The sequence below is a fragment of the Helcococcus kunzii ATCC 51366 genome (genome assembly GCF_000245755.1).
In the GTDB taxonomy this organism is placed as follows: domain Bacteria; phylum Bacillota; class Clostridia; order Tissierellales; family Peptoniphilaceae; genus Helcococcus; species Helcococcus kunzii.
Genome location: NZ_JH601088.1, coordinates 1729291 through 1750353 on the forward strand (window position 1 = coordinate 1729291; position 21063 = coordinate 1750353).

A 21063-nucleotide genomic window follows, 5' to 3' on the forward strand; every position below is an offset into this window, starting at 1 on the left:
TTAATTTAAGAAATGGTGATTAAAATGATAGAATTTAAAAATGTAAGTAAAGTATACCCTGGTGGATTTACCGCACTTAAAGATATTAACTTAACCATTCATGAAGGTGAATTTATCGCAATTATTGGACGATCTGGTGCAGGTAAATCAACACTAATTAGAACAATTAATAAAATGATTGACATAAACGAAGGGACATTAACTGTAAAAGGTAAAAATGTTAGTCAATTAAATGGAAAAGATTTAAGAAAATTTAGAAGAAATATCGGTATGATATTTCAACAATTTAATCTTGTTGATAGAACAACTGTTATAAAAAATGTACTTGCAGGTTTTGTACCTGATTTAAATATGTTCCAAAGAATATTTGGGATTTATCCTAGAGAAAGTAAATTAAAAGCATTAGAAGCTTTGAGACAAGTAGATATTTTAGATAAAGCATATAATCGTGCTGATCAATTGTCTGGTGGTCAACAACAAAGAGTTGCACTAGCTAGGACATTGGCACAAAGTCCAGACATTATACTTGCTGATGAACCTGTTGCGAGCCTAGACCCTGTAACAGCAACACAAGTAATGGACTACTTTACAAAAATTAATAGAGAACAAAATATCGCTATATTGATAAACATTCACCATGTAGATTTAGCATTGGATTATGCGACTAGAGTTATTGGTATAAAAGATGGTGTAATAGTTTATGATGGTCCTGCTGATAAAGTAGATAAAGACGTTTTGAAAAATATTTATGGCGAAAAACTTAATGAAATCGAATTAAATGATGTTGAAATTAAAGATGATGAATCTGTAGAAGAAGTCATCGATGAAGTTGCTTTAAACGAAAATAAAGAAGACACAAACGAGGGATTATAATGAATATTTTTGATAAAATTTTTCCTCCTAAAAAATATGTATTGAAAGATGACACTATTGTTTATGAAAAGAGAAGTAAAGCCTTAGTGATAGTGCCTATTCTATTAGTATTAATCTATTTATCAATTAAGGCTACAAAGTTTGATTTATTAGTTCTAGTAGACAATTTTAAACAATTTAGCTTTATTTTGTCACAAATATTTAGCCCAAACTTTAATTATCTACCAAGAGTAATAGATCCTCTTTTAGAAACAATTAAAATGAGTTTATTGGGTTCATTTTTAGGTGGAATAATTTCCTTACCATTCGCATATCTTGCTGCATCCAATATGATGCAAAATAATTTTGTAAACTGGATAGTTAGATTGGTATTTTCTATAATGCGTACCATTCCTACGATTGTAAATGCACTTATCGCAACATTTATTTTTGGTATCGGCGCACTTGCGGGTACTGTAGCTATTTTCCTTTATTCATTTTCATATGTAGGTAAACTAACTTACGAACAAATCGAAAATGTTAATTTAGGTGCTTTCGAAGCGTTAATGTCTATGGGTTACACAAGACCTATTGCATTTATTAAATCAGTCTTGCCACAAGTATTACCAACCTTCATCTCAACTCTATTATATAACTTTGAAGGTAATGTTAGATATGCTGCAATTCTTGGCTACGTTGGTGCTGGTGGTATTGGTATATTAATCAAACATAATATTGGACTAAGACAATACGATAATCTTGGTGCAGTTTTATTATGTATCTTAATAACTATTATCATTATAGAAAATGTCAGCATTTACTTTAGAAATAAATTGAATTAAGGATAACAAAATGAATGAAGAAATATTAAAGAAATTAGAAAATGAGCCGAAAACAGGATTCAAAACAGCTGTAAATATCATCATTATTGTTGGTCTTTTAGTTTGGTCATTTTTAGGCATTCAACCTTCTGAAAGTAATATAAACGGCTGGGGAATTGTTGGAAAAATCTTTAGTGGAATATTTTCACCGGACTGGTCATTATTTAATCTTACAGGACAAGGGATACCATTCCTACTAGTCGAAACACTTGCAATAGGCTTATTAGGTACACTTATGGGAGCAATACTTGCAATACCTTTCAGCTTTTTACAAGCTTCAAATATTGTTCCAAAGTGGTTTTCCTATATTACAAGACTATTTTTAATCTTTGTAAGAACCATTCCAACACTTGTATATGGGCTAATCTTTATTAGAGTTGTTGGTCCTGGACCATTTGCCGGCATACTGACTATGGCAATGACTTCAATCGGAATGCTTGCTAAGCTATTTACTGAATCAATTCTAGACATCAATAAAGATATCTTAGAGTCTCTTTCAGCTTTAGGAATGACTACATTTGAAAAAATACGTTTTGGTATATTACCACAACTTTCAGCGATGTTTTTATCAACAATCATTTACAGATTTGATATAAATATTAGAGATGCTACAATACTTGGGCTAGTTGGTGCCGGTGGTATCGGTGCCCCACTTATATTTGCAATCAATGGATATAAATGGAAACAAGTAGGTGCGATACTTATCGGTTTAATGGTGTTAGTACTGACAATTGAGTACTTCTCATCTAAATTTAGATCAAAACTTGTAAAAGGATATTAATATGAAAATCTTTTATACATCTGATGTCCATGGCTATTTTATGCCAACAAACTATATGGATATGGAAACTAAGCCAATGGGTTTAATTTCCGCTAGTAATAACTATGTGAAATCAAAAAGTAATCTATTTATCGATTGTGGAGACATTCTGCAAGGTTCTGTATTTGATTACTATCTAAGCGAAAACAATAATTCAAAAGCAATTGCAGATATTGTCAACAAAATTGGTATAGATTTTATAACCGTAGGAAATCACGATTTTAACTACGGTTATGATTATCTAAAAAACTATTTAAATAATGTGAATGCTACATGTATTTGTGCCAATTTAGTAGATAAAAAAGGAGAAATTACAAACTTAACAGACCATGCTATTGTCGAAATTGAAGGCAAAAAAATCGGTATAATTGGAGCTGTGACTGACTGGGTAAATGTGTGGGAACAAAAGAAAAATCTTGTTGGTTTTGAGATAAAAGACACTTTATCCTCTTTGGTCAACGCATACGAAAATATCAAAGACTGCGACTATAAAATTTGCCTTTATCATGGTGGTATAGACTTCGACCCAGTTACAAAAGAAATCGTGGAAGATTCTGGAGAAAATATCACAAGTCGCATCATCAATACAATAAATATAGACTTAGTACTTTGTGGACATCAACACCTTGAAATCACAGGTATTGACTACAATGGTACAAAGGTGGTAGAACCTTCATTCTTTGGTGGAAAATATGCCGAAATTGATATCAATCTAGACAATAAAAATCTAAAAGTTAAATTACGTCATATAGATGGAAATTTCGATGAAGAAAAATTCTCCGAAGAAGTTCTTCTTAACAACAAGATTAATGAGTACATTGATAGAAAAATTGCTACTCTAGATAAAGATTATCTACCAAAGGATAGATTAGAAATGGCATTAAATGGAAGTGAACTCGCTTTCTTTATAAACAAAATTCAACTGGAATTAACCGGTGCTGATGTATCAATGAACGCTCTAGCAAATGAAGTTTCAGGATTCAAAAAGGATTTAACAATCAGACAAATATTAAATACTTTCAGATATCCAAATACACTTGAAGTTTACGAAATAGATGGTAAAACTCTTAGAAGAGGATTAAATAAAAACTTCGAATACATTGTAAAGGACGAAAATGGCTATAGGATAAATGAAGACTATATAATTCCAAAATTATCACATTACAATTTTGACTTTTATGATGGCATCACTTATGACATCGACTTTGATAAACCATTCGACTCTAGAGTAGGAAACATCTACAAAGATGGTAGAGTCATCAAAGATGATGAGATACTTACAATAGTATTAAACAATTACCGCGCTACAGGAGTTTCCGGTTTTGATATGTACAAAGGCCTTAAACTAGTGAAAAAAGTAGATTCCGATATTTCACAATTATTTATTGACTATTTTAAAAATAAATATAATAAAGGCTAATCAATATATTTGAAGTGATCCATCTCTTCAGATATTTATGAACCAATGTACGAAAGACTGTTGCATTACGCCAAATGGCATTTTGCAGCAGTCTTTTTGTGTTTTTAATATTGGGATTTGGGATATAAAAATGAGAAAATATAGGTCACGACCCTAGCGGATTGAGAAAAAAAGAAAACACTGGGGGAAAAGGTGGATTTTCAGCCCTAGCAAATTATGAAAATCGAAAACGCTAGGGGCGAAATGGCTTCAAAACTCTTGCAAATTAGGAAAATCCAAAAAAGCAATGGACAAATGGCACTGAAATTAAAAATTGGAAATTTAGTACCAAATTTTTAAAGTGGAAATGGTACTAAAAATTAAAATATTAAATTTAGTACCAAAAATTTTCAGTGAAAATGGAACTAAATTAGAAAAATTCAAATATAGTACCAAAAGCGTCTAATAAAATTGGTACTAAAAACGAAATTTCAATATTTAGTTCCATTCTAGCCATATCTTCATAAAATAATCAGAAAATACCCCTTTAACATCTTAACTACATCTCAATATTTAATCTTTCGATGATTGCATCCAAAACACCATCATCATTATTGCTTTTTGCAATATATTTTGCAGCCTCTTTAGCATCTGGGCTGGCATTCTCCATAGCATAGGAATATTTAGCTAATTTTAGCATTTCAATATCATTTCCACCATCACCAAAAGCCATTAGATTATCAGGACTTATTTTCCAAATATCTAAAAGATATTTCATTGCGGTACCTTTGTTATTGCCCTTTCTAATAATATCGATATTGCCATGACCTGATGTTACAGATTGTACGACATCTCCAAACTCCTTAGTTAAATCATCGATAATATTATATGTTTCATCTATTGGTGTATCAAATGAAAACTTAGTAAATCTATCATCTGGTAATGGAAAATATGAATCAATTTCCTTAACCTTTGTATGGTAACGAGCAAAGTCTATTTTCTTTTCTTCTTCTACATCTTTTAATAGATAAGCTGACTTTTCAGCATCTAATATTAGTTCTAAATGATAATTATTTTCTATTAGGTATTTAAGAATTTTTTCGACAATATCATTTGGAATGCTCTCTACTCTCAACTCTTTATTATTGTCTACGAAAAATGCCCCATTATCACCAACAATGGCAATTTTATCAGTATATCCTTCAAAAAATGTTCTAATTTGATAATATTGGTTTCCACTTATCGCAACAAATTTTATACCATTTTCTTCAAAAAATTGAAACACCTTCTTAAATTTCTCTCTATTATAGTCATGATCACTTCTTAAGAATGTCCCATCCATATCTACAGCAACTACTTTGATATCCATAAAAACTCCTTTATTACTTTATACTAATATACTAACACAATAAAGAAAAATTTTACTATTTACTTTCTACTTTAGAATATTTTTCAAATAAAATTTTGGTAAGTTCGTCATTAATCTCGTTGTCCGTATACTTGCTGTAAAATGTACACAATCTCATAATGAGCCTTCTATCGCCAATATAGACTGGTATAGCTTTTAGTCCTTCAATTTCCTTATATACAGCATCTAAATAATAGGCATTTTCTAATTTAAGTAATTTCAACGCTTGATCTCTATCATCCGCAAGGATAAAATCACTTTTCACACCCAAATAATTAATAAAATAATCTTTCTCTTCACATCTTCTATCTTTTGGCGTAACCAAGATACATTTCAACTCAGATAATTCTTCCATATCCACCCTATCTTTTTTAGCAATAGGATTATCCTGTGAAACAAGTACAGAAAGGTTTAATTCTCTTAAGATATTATTCTCGTATTCTTGATTAAAATCTCTTCTTTGGTCATTCAAAGAAATATTTATTGTATCTCCAACTAATTCTTCATATAACTCATCATGTGAACCTTTAGATAAAGTAAATGAAATATTTTTATTTCTATAAGTTAACTCCTCCAAAGCTTCATAAAGAATGGAATCATCAATAGTTCTTAAATATCCAATCCTTAAATGTTGCTTTGCATTCGCAATTTCCTTTACTTTATTTATCATTTCAACAGTATTTGATAACAAAATCTTACTTTCGTTATATAAATATTGTCCTGCCGGAGTTAATGTAAAAGATCGATTTTTCCTATCTAAAAGCTGAGCACCAAGTTGCTCTTCTAATAACTTAATCTGTTGAGAAATAGCAGATTGCGAAATATACATCTCTTCGGCCGCTTTAGTAAAACTATTTAATTCTACAACTTTTATAAAATACTCAAATTGTTTATACATATTTCTAAACTCCATATCTATTTCTTATAAAAACTATTAATATTACTTATATATACTATTTTACTATTAGGTAATTATTATAACAATTAAAGTTTTAGTTAATATTGATAAGTTTTACTTATATAACATTATCTTTAATTTTTGTCGGAGTGGTCCTAAAATTTTAGCGAACCTTAAAAGCAAAAAAATGACTCACCTCCATGTATAGACATTTTAGCGAGCCATTTTTCATTATTTAGTTGGAATTTAAGCTAAACTTTATTTTTTGCCAATTAATTTACCTTCATTAGTAAATTTGTACCATCTTCCATCAATCCATTGTCTACCTGAAACTCTAGTACCAGTTCCTTTTCTGAAATAAGTCCAAGCACCGTCAATAAATTGCCATCCATAAGCAAGTGTACCTGAGCCAACTCTAAAGAATCTCCAGTTTCCATCAACAAATTGTTTTCCTTTTACCATTGTTCCAGATGTTTTTCTAAAGAAGTATCTATATCCATTTTCCGGATTTGTCCACCAACCTTTATGATATCTTGCATTTGAGCCTTCTAAAGATAGCCAAATCATGCCATTTTCCTTGAAGAATTGGTTGATTGATTCACCTTTATAGTTGAAGAATTTCCAAGTGTTGTTGATCCATTTCCATTCTGACTTAGCTTGTACGCCTTTATCGAAGAATGTCCATTTATCTCCAACTTTTTCCCAACCATGTTTTACTTCTTTTTCTTTCTTTTCTAACTCTTCAATAGTCTTTGTCAGAGCCTCAATCTTAGCTTGATTTTCTTTCACTTCATTTTCAAAAGAAACAATTTTTTCATGTAATTTATTGATTTCTTCTTTATCTAATTTTACTTCAGACTCTAACTTAGCAATGCTTTCTTCAAGCATTTTCACTGTTTCATCTGATTCTTCAAGCAATAATTCAAGCTGACCTTCTAAACCATTGATTCTATCTTTCAATTCATTAACTTCTTCTTTAGATGCGCCATTCTTTTCTAATTCAGTTAATTTATCTTCTAATTCTTTATTAAGATTTTCAAGTTGTGCAATCTTTTCATCTTGAACCTTTGTAGACACACCAATTGTAATTACAGTATCTTTTCTTTCTTGAATTGTCACTGTCTTGTAGTCTTTATCAAGTTCTCTAGTATCTTCCTCACCATCTTTTATAGTAATGATATAACGATTTTCCTTGATACCAACTTGACCTTGTTCTACATTTTGTTTTCCAAGTTCTAGATTTTTATCCAATTTTACAATGATTTCATTAGGTTCAACTTCTCTAACATAATCAAACATTGTAATTTCAGCAGTACCCAATTTCACAACTGGCGCTTTACCTTCTTTAACCACAACTTCCTTAACACTTGGTTCCAATAAATTACCTGTCTTTTCGTCCACTTTGTAGACAATATCATTTCTAGTAATTCTATCTTCACCTTTAACCATTTCAGTTGTACCAGCAGGAATGTTTGCATCTTCTTCGATAACTTGTGGTAATGGATTTGAAACTTCTTCACCTTGAGATACATTTCCAATAACAACAATTTCATCTTGGCTAGCAGTTACTTCGCCACTTTCTGAAACACTACCATCCTTACCTTCTTGAATGGTCTTTCTTTCATTAATTTTCAATGTATATTCTGGCTTTTTAACTTCTGAATATGCTACAAATCTTGTCTTATAGATTAGTGAGAATGCTTGTTCTAAATCTTTTAGTGCTTTTTCAAGCTTTTCAGTCATTGCTGAAATTTCTTCTTGATCTTTAGCTTTGTCAACTAATGCTCTAGCTTCATCTAGCACTTTATCATAATTTTCTTTAGCTTTTACTCTATTGTTAATGTAGATTTCTTCTTTTTTAGCTTCTTCAGCTTTTGAAATAGCTTTATTTAGTGCTTCATAATTTAATTCAACTTTTTCATTTACTTTTACACTTACTTCAACTGTAGTTGTTGAATTATCAGGATATTTCACAGTTGCTTTTACCGTGAAGTCGCCTGATTCTTTGCCAGTTGGAAGTGTATTTTCTTCAACTTCAATTGTATATGAAGTTTCTTCCTTATAGTTTTCAATTTTGATCGCTTTTTCGATGTCTTCTTGTGTTGTTGCTTGCCCAAAATCTTTTGTGATAGGTTCTGATTTAACTTCGTATTTATCTTTGATTTCTTCTTTTTGGCTTGGTTCAACACGTGATCCTAGAAGTTGAAGTTCAGTTGCTGTTGGGAATTTAACCCCACCGCCTCTAACTGTTTCAACTTTTATTCTCCAATATCTTCCTTGAGTTGGGTCAATTTCCACTTGATAAACATCTTTAGCAATTGACATAGTGTGAACTGTTTTCCAATTTGATTCTTTCTTTAATTCGTTATATTCATTTTGTTTTGTTATCTCAATTTTAGGATCTATAACTTCAAATTTCACAGTTTCTAAATCATTATCTGGACCTGATCCAGTCTTATTCACAAATGATGAATTATACAATCTTATCATTGAAACTTCTGAATTCTCACCAATATCAAATACATAAGATATAGGAGCACTCCAAGCTAATAATGCTGATTTAGTTAGGTCACCATCAAATATTGCATGTTGTTTTTCACTAGATAGTTTAACCGCAGCATTTAACGCTAAATTCTCTAATAATTGTTTTTCTTTACCAATTATAACTTTAGCATCATATTTTTTTACACCATTTTGTAAAATTTCAATAAAGTAAGTTTCTTCTTTAACTCTGCTTACTTCATTTCCAGGAATTACTTCACTTATCGAATTTCTTATTTTAAATGTAAAACCTTCATAGTTTTTCTTAATGTCTTCAAAATTTACATTTGATTTAATATACTTTCTGCCAAACACTTCTTCATTCTTTAATGCATGTAACTTTGATTCATCAGAAATATCTGTACCTTGTGCAGTTACAGTTTGTGTCAATAATGCATTAAGATCATAGTTTGCTTCTGGATGAATTTCAAGTTTAACTGTATCTGGAGCAAGCTTTTCTGGATAATATCCTAAAATATCTTGTTCTTCAAATGCAAATACTGACTTATCATCTTTCTTTTGTGTTTGCATGATATTTTTGTGTAATGCATCAAGAATTTTTCTATTTTCTGTATCTTTGCTTAAATCCAATCTATTATTAGATAAATCAACTTTTGTTAATTTAGTCATTTGTTCTGGATTTTCAATGTTTAATTTTTCTAAGTTCATATTAGATAAATCTAAAACTTCAAGATTCACTAATCCTTTTAATGTTAAACTTTTAATATTTTTTAATTTATTTAATCCAGTTAAATCTTTAATTTCAGGATCATCTAAAACTAAATCACCATTAAATCTTCCAATATTACCTTTATATTTGCTAACTTTTTGAATGATTTGATTCCTTAAAGCTTCATCTTTAAAATCTGTATTATCTATTATTTCATATTCGTTCTTTTCTTCTAAAATATTTTTTAACTGTTTGGAATATGCATAGTCAGTAGATTTTAAGTCATCAGAATCACTCTTACCAGGTCTATTTGCTCTTACCCATGCTTCAATATCAATATCTTTTCCATTTGTAGTATATTTGCTATATTCATCGTACATTCTTTGCGCTTCTTCTCTTGATGGATGAGCAACCCCATCTCTATCAACAGCGTAGCTAAATACTCCACCTTTCAAACCAAATTGATGTTGCCATCTAGCATATCTTGCAGCTCTAGAATCCTTAAATTCACCTTCTTCAAAGAACCCTTTTTTATCATAGTTTCCATCTGATTTTTGAATTTTTTCAACTTTACCTTCTGTAGTAGGTATATCATACCATCTATTGTTATCAATTAATGGTGGATTTAAAATTCTAGTAGTATATGAGTTTTCTTCATAGAAAGAAAAACCAATCATTATCTTTTCAGTTGGGATTAAACTTGAAAAAGTTTCAAATAAAGTTAAACCTTTATTTTCCTCATATTTTGATAATGTTTTATAATCTGCACTATTCTTAAATTCTTCTGTATTTTGGTATTCTGAATTTTTACCATATAGTTGGATTAAAACTAAATCAAACTTATCTTTGTGTTTTTCGAATGCAGGGTGGAAAGCAGAAAAAGTTGTATCATAAATAAAGATTTTTTCATTTCCGCTTTTTGGACCAATTTCTTTTGAAAGTAATTCTAGTACTTTATCATATTGGTCTTGATGAGGTTGAAATTCATCAAAAGTTTTTTCCATATCTATATCGATACCATCAAAACCATACATGTTCATATAGTATTTCAAAATGAATTCAACTCTTTTTTTATTACCTTCATCTGTATTTGGGAATCTTAAAACGTTTCTTTCACTTCTAGAATTATAGTAAAGATATTCCTTAAATTCTTTTTCTATATCATCTTTTAAAATTAAGTTATAGTAAATATCATCATAAAGTATATGTGCAAAGATTGATCCTACCACTTTTTGTCCATTTCCATGTAATTTTTCAACATATTCCTTCATTACATTTGTAGGGATTCTTGCCATTTCATTATCATAGAATGCTAAAACTAAATCTACTTCTTTAGGTATATCACCCATTCTTGTATCAGGATGTTTCCAATTTGGTACATCTGTAGAAGCTTTGTCATTCCACACTCTGTAATAACCACCATTTATTGGTGTTTTTTCTTCTAACCATTTTTCAGTCAACGGTCTTTTTGTTGTTGAAGTTTCAACTTCTGTTGGACTTGCAGCTTCAACCTTATTTTCTCTTAAATTTATCGAACTAAATAGTAAAATAAATGCTAATAATAAGCTTACTATCCTTTTTGTCGTCTTCATTTTTCCTCCTAAAATATATATATCGATTATTACGAATAGATATTATCATGTTATATGACAAATGTATAATGGATAGTCGATTTAGATTTAATTTTACAATTAAAGGTAAATCGTTCTAATTATCAGAAAGCATTTTCATATATTTGCACATTTTCATAATTGTTTCATACTCCAATGATTTTTCATATTTTAATAATTATTATATTCTTGAACACATTAACATTGATTAAATTTTAACTACAAATAACAAAATAACTTAGTTTTTTGTGTCAAAACCCTCTGTAATATTTCAATAAATTTATTCATAAACATCGTATAAATAATGTATATGATTATTTTTCTTTTGTATTTTCTATAAAAAGATTATTTTCACAATAAACAGGTATAATAATATATGTAATGTAAATTAGCATTTTACTAATTTAACAGTTATGAAATATTAAAATATCACATTCAAGAGGAGGATGGACGATGAGAAAGATCATTGGTTTAGTTGGCACAAATTCGATTAAATCAACCAATAGACAATTACTTCAATTTATTCAGAAACATTTTGACGACAAAGCAGAAATTGAATTATTGGAAATTAAAGATTTACCTATGTTTAACAAACCTAAAGAAATGAAGATTCCAAATTTAGCAAAAGAAATGGCCAGAAAAATAGAAGAAGCTGATGGGGTTATTATTTCAACACCTGAATACGATCATGCATCCCCTGCCGTTTTGATGAATGCAATAGCTTGGTTATCCTATGGAATCTATCCATTCCTAAATAAACCGGTGGTAATAACTGGCGCTTCTTATGGAACTTTAGGTACATCAAGAGCTCAAAGTCAGTTGGCACGCATTCTTAACGCTCCAGAAGTAAGAGCTCGAATCATGCCAGGTAATGAATTTCTTTTGAGCCATTCACTTGAAGCATTTGATGAGAATGGCAATATTAAAAATGAAAAACAAGTGAAAAGTCTAGAGCAAATTTTTGATGACTTCTTGCTTTTTATTGATTTTACAGAACAATTAGTTGAAGCGAAGAAGAAAGCAGAAAAAGAAGCTAAAAACTTTTCTTGGGAAAAGTCTAAATAGAAGGAGAGCTTATTGTGAAAATTATCGGAATCGTTGGCTCAAATGCCGAAATATCATACAATAGAAAATTATTACAATTTGTACAAAAGAACTTTAACGAGATGTTTGAAATGGAGATTCTTGAAATCAAGGACGTACCAATGTTTAATCAAAGTGACGACCAATCTCATAGTTTCCCCGTGCAATATATTTATAATAAATTAATCCGCGCTGATGGTGTCATTATCTCAACTCCAGAGCATAATCATACCATTCCGGCTGCTCTAAAGAGCACTTTAGAATGGCTATCTTTCAAACTTCATCCTTTAGAAAATAAGCCAGTAATGATAATTGGAGCATCCTATCTTGATCAAGGTACTTCAAGGGCTCAGTTGGATTTACGTAAAATACTGGATGCGCCTGGTGTGAATGCTTATGTGCTTCCGGGAAATGAGTTTTTACTTGGCGAAGCAAAAGAGGCTTTCGATGAAATGGGAAATATTAAAAATGAAAAAACTGTTAGTTTCCTAAAATCATGTTTAGAAAATTTTGTAAAATTTGTTGAGGTTGTTAAGCCATTACGTAAACCACTTCCAACACCAGAAGAAGACCTATTCTGTGAGGGTTCCATTTCTACAACAATCAAGGAAGTAGATCCTGATGATCCGGAATGGGTTGAAAAAGTTGCAAAGCTTACAAATGCAGCTAGCGGAGACGATTACGTGAAACTTGACCATGGCGTGTTAACCGTAAATCAAATTGATAGATTTATGCGTGCTCTTCCATTTGAATTGACTTTTGCAGACGACAACAATCAATTTTTATATTATAACCATGCTCAAAACGCCAATACTATGATGGCTCCACGTGTGCCTTCACAATCAGGAAATAGATTAGGAACAGTTCACCCAGAAAGAACTTTCAAAAACGTTTCATATGTTATTGCAAATCTAAGAGCTGGAAATGAAGACTATTTTAGAACAATCGTACCAAACACTGGTCCAGATGTTATAAATGTACACAACTATCAAGCAATGTATTATGAAGATGGCTCCTACGCTGGAATAAATGAGATTGTGTTTAATTTCAAGCCTTGGCTAGATTGGTACTTAAAGGAAACAGGACAAAAGCTAGTTAAGAAAAATGCCAACACTTCACCAAAAGCTGATGCCACTAGTGGAGCTTCAGCACAAGGTAGAAATGATGTCGCTCCTGAAGTTGATGCGACTAGCGGAGCTTCACAAAATGCTACCGATGAAGATAAAAATACAAATGCTGATGCCACTAGTGGGGCTTCAGAAAGTTAGAAAGAGGGACCGCCCGCAAAATTCTCCAAAGCGGAATTTTGCGGGCGGCTTTTTGTTTTATACCGAAGGAGACAATATGTACTTTCGAATAAGCTTATCCACCCACTCTATATCCAACACACTATCCGAGGATTCAAACGTAACAATCAAGTTCTCACCTCTAAATATTCCATTATTTTCATACTCTTTTATCTTCTTTATCGCATTGTTACAATATTGAGGATTATCCATTAATCCATTATGTTCCCAATAGATTTCCTTTAACGTATATGGGCATAATATTGTAAAATCTGGATAATAAATACCATTTTTAAGATGAACAGGACATTCATATTTATATGCGTTTCCATAATCATGAAGTATATCCGCTATAATTTTCTCCGACTTAGATCTCACATGTTCACCATTTTTTGTAACGTATTTTTTTGATTCATCGTACAAATTCAATCCAATATATGGTGCATTTTTCCATTCTTTAACACATTGTTGATAAGATAATTTAACCGAATCCAAAAGTTCTCTTCGATTTTCAGGCAACGAATTATAAAACTTTTCAACCTCAAACACATCATAATTCTTTTTGAAATCCTTTAATACTTTTATTTTTCGCTCTAATATTTTCCTTACTTTTTTTACATAAGATTTTGTAGCTAAATCTTTAGAAAACTTCTTATCTTTCTTTTGAATGTATTTTCTAATCTCTTTACCTTCTTCATTATTAATAACATAATACATTTTGTTTTCTTTAGTAATAATTAATTTCCCATTTGAATCTATTAGTTTAATAGATTCAGCATCATTTAATAAAGTTAAACATTTTTTTATCTCTAAATTTAAGCATTCATTAAAATTCATATAAAAATCTCCTTTACTATAACTATGACATATTTTTTTTTTTGCACTGTCATTATTGTTACGACAATTTAACAATTTTATAGTGAAAATATTGAATGTAGTTTGCAATTGGAACTTATTTTTAAAATATCATTTTTAGTACCAAATTTTTCAATCCATTTTGGTACTGAATTTTAAATAATTAATTTTAGTACCATTACTTTACGAGAAAATATGGTACTAACACAGCATTTATTAAATTTAGTTCCATTTTCACTTAAAATTTTTGGTACTATATTTTAAATTTTTAAATTTAGTTCCATTTTGACCATAAATTTTTGGTACTAAATCTTGAATTTTAAAATTCAGTTCCATTCCTCCCCCTCAACCTACAGTTGTATCGAAAACCAACCCACAGTAGAATTATTTTATCTATTTCAACCCTCAATATGTTCCATTTTGAAAATTTATGTTATAAAATACAGATAAATAATGAAATCGCAATGACTTTATAATAAATATTATGGATGGCGTATGTATAATTTAGGAGCAAAGATAGCAGAACTAAGAAAAGAAAAGGCAATGACACAAAATGATTTGGCAGATGCGCTTGGGGTCTCTTCTCAGGCGGTTTCTAAATGGAAAATTGGGGCATCTTATCCGGATATTTCTTTAATTCCGAAGATTTCAAAATTATTGGAAACGAGTGCGGATTATTTGTTAAACGATGAATTGGAGCCGGCAGTTAAGTTGCAAAATATTCCAGAGAAAAAAGATACGGTAAATTTGTACTTGTCGAAATCGATGAAGTTGGCGGAGATAAAGTTAAGATTACAATTTAAGACTATAAAAATCCTAGGAATAGATATCTATCTTCCCAGGATTTTTTTATGTTAAATATGTTAAAATTACTTTCCATTCCTCTATCAAGTCATCCATTCTATACCTTGCATTTGCTGGACTTGTTGAAGGTAATTTTATAGCTTTCATGTCGAATTTCTTCTCTTGGTACTTTCTATAATATTTAAAGGAAGTTGTCCCATTACAAAAGACTTGTTTTATATCTGCTTTTTCAAAAATTTCCTCTAAATGTGATGGAAAGACATTTTTAATGCTAGCGTCACTTGAACCAACAATATCACATTGATAAATTGAATCAAACATTGCAGTTTTATGTTTTAGTAGGAATGCTCTTCTTTCCTCAATATCTTCCGAAAGTTTTACATTAAATAAATTTTCCATTAGCGGCCAAAACCTATTTTGCGGATGACCATAGAAAAATCCATATTCTCTAGTTTTTATTGATGGAAATGATCCTAATATGAGAATTTTTGAATCCTTATCAAACAGAGGTTTTAATGGATGAATAATTGTATTATAGGTATTTGTTAATCCTTTCATATCGCCTCCTTTTTATATACTTACCCTTAGAGGGAAAATATAAAATGATTTTTAGGAGATGAATAGGAAAGGTCCTTTATTCGTTTAATCTTAAACCATATCGATCATATAGTTTATTTATAATCACTCCTAATAACACACCGAGCAACATTCCCACAAAAATATCGGTTGGAAAATGCACAAATAAATATGCTCTTGAGAATGAAATCAATGTGGCTAATAAAAATGAAAAGTACCCCAACTTTTTATTGTCTAAAAATATAATAGTGGCTGCAGCAAATGAGGAGAATGTGTGTCCTGATGGAAATGAGTAGCCAACAGGTTTTGTGATAATTACTTTTATTGTTTCATCCACCCAGAATGGTCGTAGTCTTGAAAAAATGTTTTTGAAAATCAAATTGCCTAATATCGCCACAACTATAAGACCTAGTATTATCTTGATTCCTGTATTTCTTCTTTTTTTAATCAATAGGAAGATGATTGAAATTGCAATCCAAACAACAGCCATATCACCTATTGAAGTAAAAAACACCATTAATTTATCCATAAAAGAACTTTTGAAGTTTTCTTGTATAAATTTTAATATTGCAAAATCGAATTTGTTAATTATTGTTGGCATAATTTTTACCTTTCTTCTCGAATTGATTTTAATTATATCATGAAAATATGCATAAAAAATGTAATTATTTTTAGAAAATCTTGATAATTCGCTATTATTTAATAATTTTTTAACTATTATTTAATTATTATTTGTTATATTTAAGATGAGGAAAATATCTATTAAGAGAAAGAGGTAAAACATGCCAATATTAGAAGTAAAAAATTTAGTTAAAACTTATGGAAAAGGCGAAAATAAAATATATGCTGTTAATAATGTAAGTTTTTCAGTAGAAAAAGGTGAATTTGTAGCTATAGTGGGAGCATCAGGTTCGGGAAAATCCACGTTGTTACATATTATTGGTGGCGTTGACAATAAAGATGCCGGCACAATTATTGTAAATAGAAAAGATATTTCAAATTTTTCTGAGGATGACTTAGCCATTTATAGAAGAAGAGAAGTAGGAATTGTTTATCAATTCTATAATTTACTGCCAACATTAACCATTAAGGAGAATATTGAAATTCCTTATCGTTTGGATGGCAAGAAATTAAATGAAGAAAAATTAAATAACATGTTAAACATATTGGGATTAAGCCATCGACGTGACAATTTGCCAAATCAATTGTCGGGTGGTGAACAACAAAGGACTTCAATTGGTAGAGCATTGATAAACACACCAAGCATATTGCTTGCTGACGAGCCTACCGGTAATCTTGACTCAAAAAATAGCCAAGAAATAATTAAACTACTAAAAGACTATAACGAAAAATACAATCAAACAATTATTTTAGTAACACACGATCCAAATGTTGCCGATGCCGCTGACAGGGTAATACAAATGAGTGATGGTAAGATAGTCAGTGATTCAAGGAGATATTAATGAATTTACTTAGAGAACTCACAATAAAAAATCTAAAAATAAATAAAAGACGCTCGATAATTACCACAATCGGGATAATTTTATCTGTAGCCTTAATGGTCACCGTCACAACAATGGTTTCCAGCTTAAAAGCAACCATGCGTAATGCCATAATTTCAGAAAATGGGAATTATCATATTAAAATAATTAACGGAAATGATTATGTAGATAAAATAAAAAATAATAAAGATGTTGATTCCTATTTTATAAATCATGAGCTAGGATATGCAAATATCAATAGCAAAGAGGACTATAAACCATATTTGAAAGTTATCGCTATGGATAAGGACAATTTTTCCAAAAATGAGCTTAAGATTATTAAAGGAAAATTTCCTGAAAATTCGAATGAAATTGTAGTTGGGGAAAACATTAAAACCGTATCAAAAGTTGATCTGGCTATAGGTCAAAAATTGAATTTAGCCGTTTCAGATAGGGTTACAAAAGAAGGTGAAGCTGCCACAGAATACATTCCAGAGATGGAACATCTACAAGAAAAGTTCAAAAAGGAATATACCGTAGTTGGGATAATAAAAAGAGCTAATCGAGGTATGGAAGATTACACAGATCCAGGTGTTTCCGCTATAACTTTACCGGATAGTGAGAATGTACAACATTCCAAACAAAATATATTTTACAGAATAAAGAGTAATGTAAATATTGAAGAACATTTACATGAAAACTACGGTGATGACACTTCAAACCTAGTCATCAACTACAGGTTGATGCAAACTGAAGGCTTTGAGACTGATGATGATATAGTAAATATGCTTTATATACTTTCAGTAATTTTGCTTGTAATCATTTTATTAACTTCAATTGTGGTTATAAAAAATTCATTCTCCATTTCAATTGTTGAAAAAACAAAACAATATGGCATATTAAAAAGCCTTGGCGCTTCAAATTCTCAAATAAAACGAGACATCTATTTCGAAGGATTTGTTTTAGGTTCTATCGGCATCATTCTAGGAATAGCATTAGGAATTATTGTAAATAAAATACTAATCGTTGTAATGAATACATATCTTAAAGATATACTTCAAGATATAAAATTCGTATCTTCAATTTCCATTTTAGGAATAGTTATTGCAGCAGTCACAAGTATGCTTTCAATATTCATTTCACTATTCCTAATAGCGAGAAGAGTACGTAAATTCTCAGCAATAGAGTCTATACGTTCAACCAAAGATATAGTAATAAAGAGAAAAATAAAAACACCTAAGTTTATCGAATCCTTATTTGGTGTTTCAGGGCTAATTTCTCACAAAAACTTTAAGAGAGATAAGAAAAGATATAGGACGACTACAATCTCCATTACTCTGATCGTAATCATCTTTATTGGACTTTTCTCTGCCACATCCTATTTAAGAAAAACTTTAGATATCGAATTTGGCAGTGTAAACTTCAATATTGAACATACAACATTCTCTTCTAACAAAAATCAACTAGATAAAGATGTTGAAATAAGTAAAAAAATAGTTAATGAAGTGTTAGAAGATGAAAAATCCCTAATGACAAAAAGCACGGCTGTATTAATTGATAGCAAATATTTAGACGACAATATTCAAAGTAGCTATGAAAAAGAAGGCACTTACGCAAGACTAAACCTGCTTGATGATGCTACTTTTGATAAATTGCTTAAGGAAAATAATCTTGGAAAAGAAAATACTCATCTAGTAATAAATAAGCATAAAATGGAAGATGAAAACAATAAAACTACTGAATTCAAGACATTTAAAGACTTAAATATTGACATTCACTTAAATGATAATTTAGTAGAAGAACTTTACGGTGAAAATGATGAAAACTCAAGTTTAGATACCTTCAAAAAAGAAAAAGTAAATATTAAATTAGCGGAAATTAATGAACCGGTAATGGGATTCCAAAAATATAATACAAATTATGAAATTAACATATTTGCAAGAGAATCAGATTATGCAAAAAAGGTATTTATAGACAGATTTTCACTATTCATCCAATCAAACGATGATAGAAAAACACAGGATAATATAGAAAAATTTGTCGAAAGTGAAGACACTACATTCTATATCAACAACATCACCGAACTAATTAGACGTATAAATAACGCAATATTTATACTAAATATCTTCAGTTATGGATTTATAATTGTAATTTCACTGATTGCTCTAACAAGCACATTCAACACGATTACAAGCAATATGATACTTAGAAAGAGAGAATTCGCAACACTTAGATCAATTGGTATCACCAATAAAGACATCAAAAACATGATTAAACTAGAAAGCATCTTTTTAGGATTAAAATCATTAATCTTTGGAATACCAATAGGACTGGCAATCTCCTATCTAATCTACACCGTTATTAAAAACAATGTAGTATTCGAATACTATTTACCAATCACTTCAATTGCACTTTCAATCATTATAGTCTTTTCAATTCTATATATGATTATGAGCTTTGCAGTTAGCAAGGTGGATAAGCTGAATATTGTAGAAACGATAAAGAATGAGAATGTTTAAGAAAAATTAAAAATAGTGTTAAGAAAGACGACACTTTGAGAGAGTGCTGCTGCTTAACACTATTTTTTTTAATATTAATCTATTATCTCTAATTGAAACTTTTGAGCTTCTGCTATACTTTTTATTTCTTCTAGTACTGGTGTTTTTTTACTAATAATTACCTTGAAGCCTGAAATATTTTGACCAAATGGTCCTAAGTCTCCTATTTTTTCCAAAGTCGATGGCAATTTTATTTCTTTTGCTCCGACTTGTCCAAATGCTAAATCGCCAATGTATTTTATCCCTTCATTTAATACTATTTCTTTTAAATTTTCATCACCAATAAAAGCAAATGAAAAATCACAATTATTCAATATTTATTTTATGTTGAATCATATCATCTCTTTTAATAAAATAATATCCATTCTCAGCTGTCCATTCTACATAAATTAAATCTTCCAATTTCAAATTTAATTTATTTATTTCATGCATCAAATCATCTTCCGTTAAATGAATAGATTTTAGTGTATTTTGATTGATCTTACTGTCATCAACTAATAAATAAGATAATTCTTTATCATCGTCATCTTTTTTGATTAAAGTAGTATTTCCACTATTCTCTAAAATCAGCGTGTTCGCGTTATATAAAGAAAAACATTCATGATTTCTAAGCATTTGTCTAAGTTGTTGCATCTCAATTTTATTTCTCTTCATAGTTGGATAAACTAACTTTCCCTCAAAAATGATCACACTCGGTTTTCCCTGCAAAATACGGCTTAACAACTGAGAATTGCTCATGATAACTTCAAAAATATAAATAACAAAGGCCCATACAAATAAAGCAAACAAAATCTCTTTAATTCCTACTTTGTCTTCATAAATAGCTTCTTCTAGTATTCCGCCCAAAACAATAGTATAAGCCAAATCAAGTGGTGTCATCTTAGATAAAGACTTCTTCCCTACTATCCTTACAACTACTAATAACGCTAAATATCCGATGATTAATTTTATTAAAATACTCTGAAACATAGAAATTCTCCTAAAAGATTAAAGTTTATTTAGCTAATTTATACCCAGAAAAAGGATTGATATAATATTAGATTATAAGAATATAAGAAACGAAATAATAAAATCTTAGACATGAGTTTGTATTTTTATTATATGTTTATTTTAAATAGAATTATTTAGAGATATTATTTTATTCTATTTCAATTATAGTTGTAGATATTTTAAGAGATAATTAAATTTACTAATACCAATATGGGATTACATCATTCTCAAACAATAGAATCATATTGAAATGCAGTTACGATTTTACTTAGTATGATATAATTAACAAAACATGTTATGTAAAATCATTTATTGATACCAATATGAAATTACATCATTCTCAAACTATAT

17 protein-coding genes are annotated in these 21063 nt (G+C 29.8%); 9 read left to right on the forward strand and 8 right to left on the reverse strand.

The features are described 5' to 3' along the window. The first annotated feature begins 24 nt into the window (after positions 1 to 24). From phnC to HMPREF9709_RS07805, 4 genes are read left to right on the forward strand one after another with little or no spacing between them, the layout of a single operon-like run. Complete coding sequence (gene phnC / locus HMPREF9709_RS07790) at positions 25 to 873, forward strand: phosphonate ABC transporter ATP-binding protein (RefSeq protein WP_005399064.1); 849 nt, start codon at positions 25 to 27, stop codon at positions 871 to 873. Then, positions 873 to 1694, forward strand: a complete 822-nt coding sequence (gene phnE / locus HMPREF9709_RS07795; RefSeq protein ID WP_005399065.1) for a phosphonate ABC transporter, permease protein PhnE — start codon at positions 873 to 875, stop codon at positions 1692 to 1694. Before phnC ends, phnE (HMPREF9709_RS07795) begins: the two co-directional genes overlap by 1 nt. Before the next feature lie 10 nt (positions 1695 to 1704). Beyond that, a complete protein-coding gene (phnE, locus tag HMPREF9709_RS07800; RefSeq protein WP_005399066.1) occupies positions 1705 to 2514 on the forward strand; it encodes a phosphonate ABC transporter, permease protein PhnE in 810 nt (269 codons plus the stop codon). Position 2515: 1 nt separating this feature from the next. Next, complete coding sequence (locus HMPREF9709_RS07805; protein ID WP_005399067.1) at positions 2516 to 3973, forward strand: bifunctional metallophosphatase/5'-nucleotidase; 1458 nt, start codon at positions 2516 to 2518, stop codon at positions 3971 to 3973. Between the two features lie 538 nt (positions 3974 to 4511). Here HMPREF9709_RS07805 and HMPREF9709_RS07810 read toward each other — a convergent pair. The 3 genes from HMPREF9709_RS07810 to HMPREF9709_RS10165 form a co-directional block, all read right to left on the reverse strand. Beyond that, positions 4512 to 5321, reverse strand: a complete 810-nt coding sequence (locus tag HMPREF9709_RS07810; protein ID WP_005399068.1) for a Cof-type HAD-IIB family hydrolase — start codon at positions 5319 to 5321, stop codon at positions 4512 to 4514. Positions 5322 to 5376: 55 nt separating this feature from the next. After that, entirely contained in the window at positions 5377 to 6258 is an 882-nt protein-coding gene (locus HMPREF9709_RS07815; RefSeq protein WP_005399069.1) for a LysR family transcriptional regulator, read from the reverse strand. 258 nt (positions 6259 to 6516) lie between these two features. Continuing rightward, the gene (locus HMPREF9709_RS10165) at positions 6517 to 11061 is read right to left on the reverse strand and encodes an EndoS/ChiA family endoglycosidase (RefSeq protein WP_005399070.1); all 4545 of its coding nucleotides are present in this window, start codon (positions 11059 to 11061) and stop codon (positions 6517 to 6519) included. Positions 11062 to 11532: 471 nt separating this feature from the next. On the opposite strand from HMPREF9709_RS10165, the gene HMPREF9709_RS07825 reads away from it, so the two are divergent. Both HMPREF9709_RS07825 and HMPREF9709_RS07830 read left to right on the forward strand, forming a co-directional pair. Then, complete coding sequence (locus tag HMPREF9709_RS07825) at positions 11533 to 12144, forward strand: NADPH-dependent FMN reductase (protein WP_005399071.1); 612 nt, start codon at positions 11533 to 11535, stop codon at positions 12142 to 12144. A gap of 14 nt (positions 12145 to 12158) precedes the next feature. Then, a complete protein-coding gene (locus HMPREF9709_RS07830) occupies positions 12159 to 13430 on the forward strand; it encodes an NAD(P)H-dependent oxidoreductase (protein WP_005399072.1) in 1272 nt (423 codons plus the stop codon). 57 nt (positions 13431 to 13487) lie between these two features. Here HMPREF9709_RS07830 and HMPREF9709_RS09700 read toward each other — a convergent pair whose 3' ends face one another. Next, positions 13488 to 14285: a hypothetical protein gene (locus HMPREF9709_RS09700; RefSeq protein WP_005399073.1), complete on the reverse strand. Its 798-nt coding sequence runs from the start codon at positions 14283 to 14285 to the stop codon at positions 13488 to 13490. A gap of 513 nt (positions 14286 to 14798) precedes the next feature. Here HMPREF9709_RS09700 and HMPREF9709_RS09705 point away from each other — a divergent pair. Further along, on the forward strand, positions 14799 to 15161 hold the full coding sequence (locus HMPREF9709_RS09705) for a helix-turn-helix domain-containing protein (protein WP_005399074.1): 363 nt from the start codon (positions 14799 to 14801) through the stop codon (positions 15159 to 15161). Here the strand turns inward: HMPREF9709_RS09705 and HMPREF9709_RS07845 are convergent. After that, positions 15153 to 15665: a DNA-deoxyinosine glycosylase gene (locus HMPREF9709_RS07845; RefSeq protein ID WP_005399075.1), complete on the reverse strand. Its 513-nt coding sequence runs from the start codon at positions 15663 to 15665 to the stop codon at positions 15153 to 15155. The genes HMPREF9709_RS09705 and HMPREF9709_RS07845 overlap by 9 nt on opposite strands. Positions 15666 to 15741: 76 nt before the next feature. Continuing rightward, positions 15742 to 16284, reverse strand: a complete 543-nt coding sequence (locus HMPREF9709_RS07850) for a phosphatase PAP2 family protein (RefSeq protein ID WP_005399076.1) — start codon at positions 16282 to 16284, stop codon at positions 15742 to 15744. A gap of 181 nt (positions 16285 to 16465) precedes the next feature. Between HMPREF9709_RS07850 and HMPREF9709_RS07855 the strand changes: the two genes are divergently transcribed. Together HMPREF9709_RS07855 and HMPREF9709_RS07860 are read left to right on the forward strand one after the other, a co-directional pair. Beyond that, on the forward strand, positions 16466 to 17146 hold the full coding sequence (locus HMPREF9709_RS07855) for an ABC transporter ATP-binding protein (protein ID WP_005399077.1): 681 nt from the start codon (positions 16466 to 16468) through the stop codon (positions 17144 to 17146). Continuing rightward, positions 17146 to 19683 (forward strand): ABC transporter permease, encoded by a 2538-nt coding sequence (locus HMPREF9709_RS07860; RefSeq protein WP_005399078.1) that lies wholly within the window; start codon positions 17146 to 17148, stop codon positions 19681 to 19683. The genes HMPREF9709_RS07855 and HMPREF9709_RS07860 overlap by 1 nt, the downstream gene beginning before the upstream one ends. 74 nt (positions 19684 to 19757) lie before the next feature. Here the strand turns inward: HMPREF9709_RS07860 and HMPREF9709_RS07865 are convergent, their stop codons facing one another. Then, positions 19758 to 20036 (reverse strand): leucine-rich repeat protein, encoded by a 279-nt coding sequence (locus HMPREF9709_RS07865; protein WP_005399079.1) that lies wholly within the window; start codon positions 20034 to 20036, stop codon positions 19758 to 19760. Next, positions 20029 to 20691 carry a DUF421 domain-containing protein gene (locus HMPREF9709_RS07870; protein ID WP_005399080.1) on the reverse strand — a complete coding sequence of 221 codons (663 nt, stop codon included), beginning with the start codon at positions 20689 to 20691 and terminating at the stop codon, positions 20029 to 20031. Before HMPREF9709_RS07870 ends, HMPREF9709_RS07865 begins: the two co-directional genes overlap by 8 nt. Between the last annotated feature and the right edge of the window lie 372 nt (positions 20692 to 21063).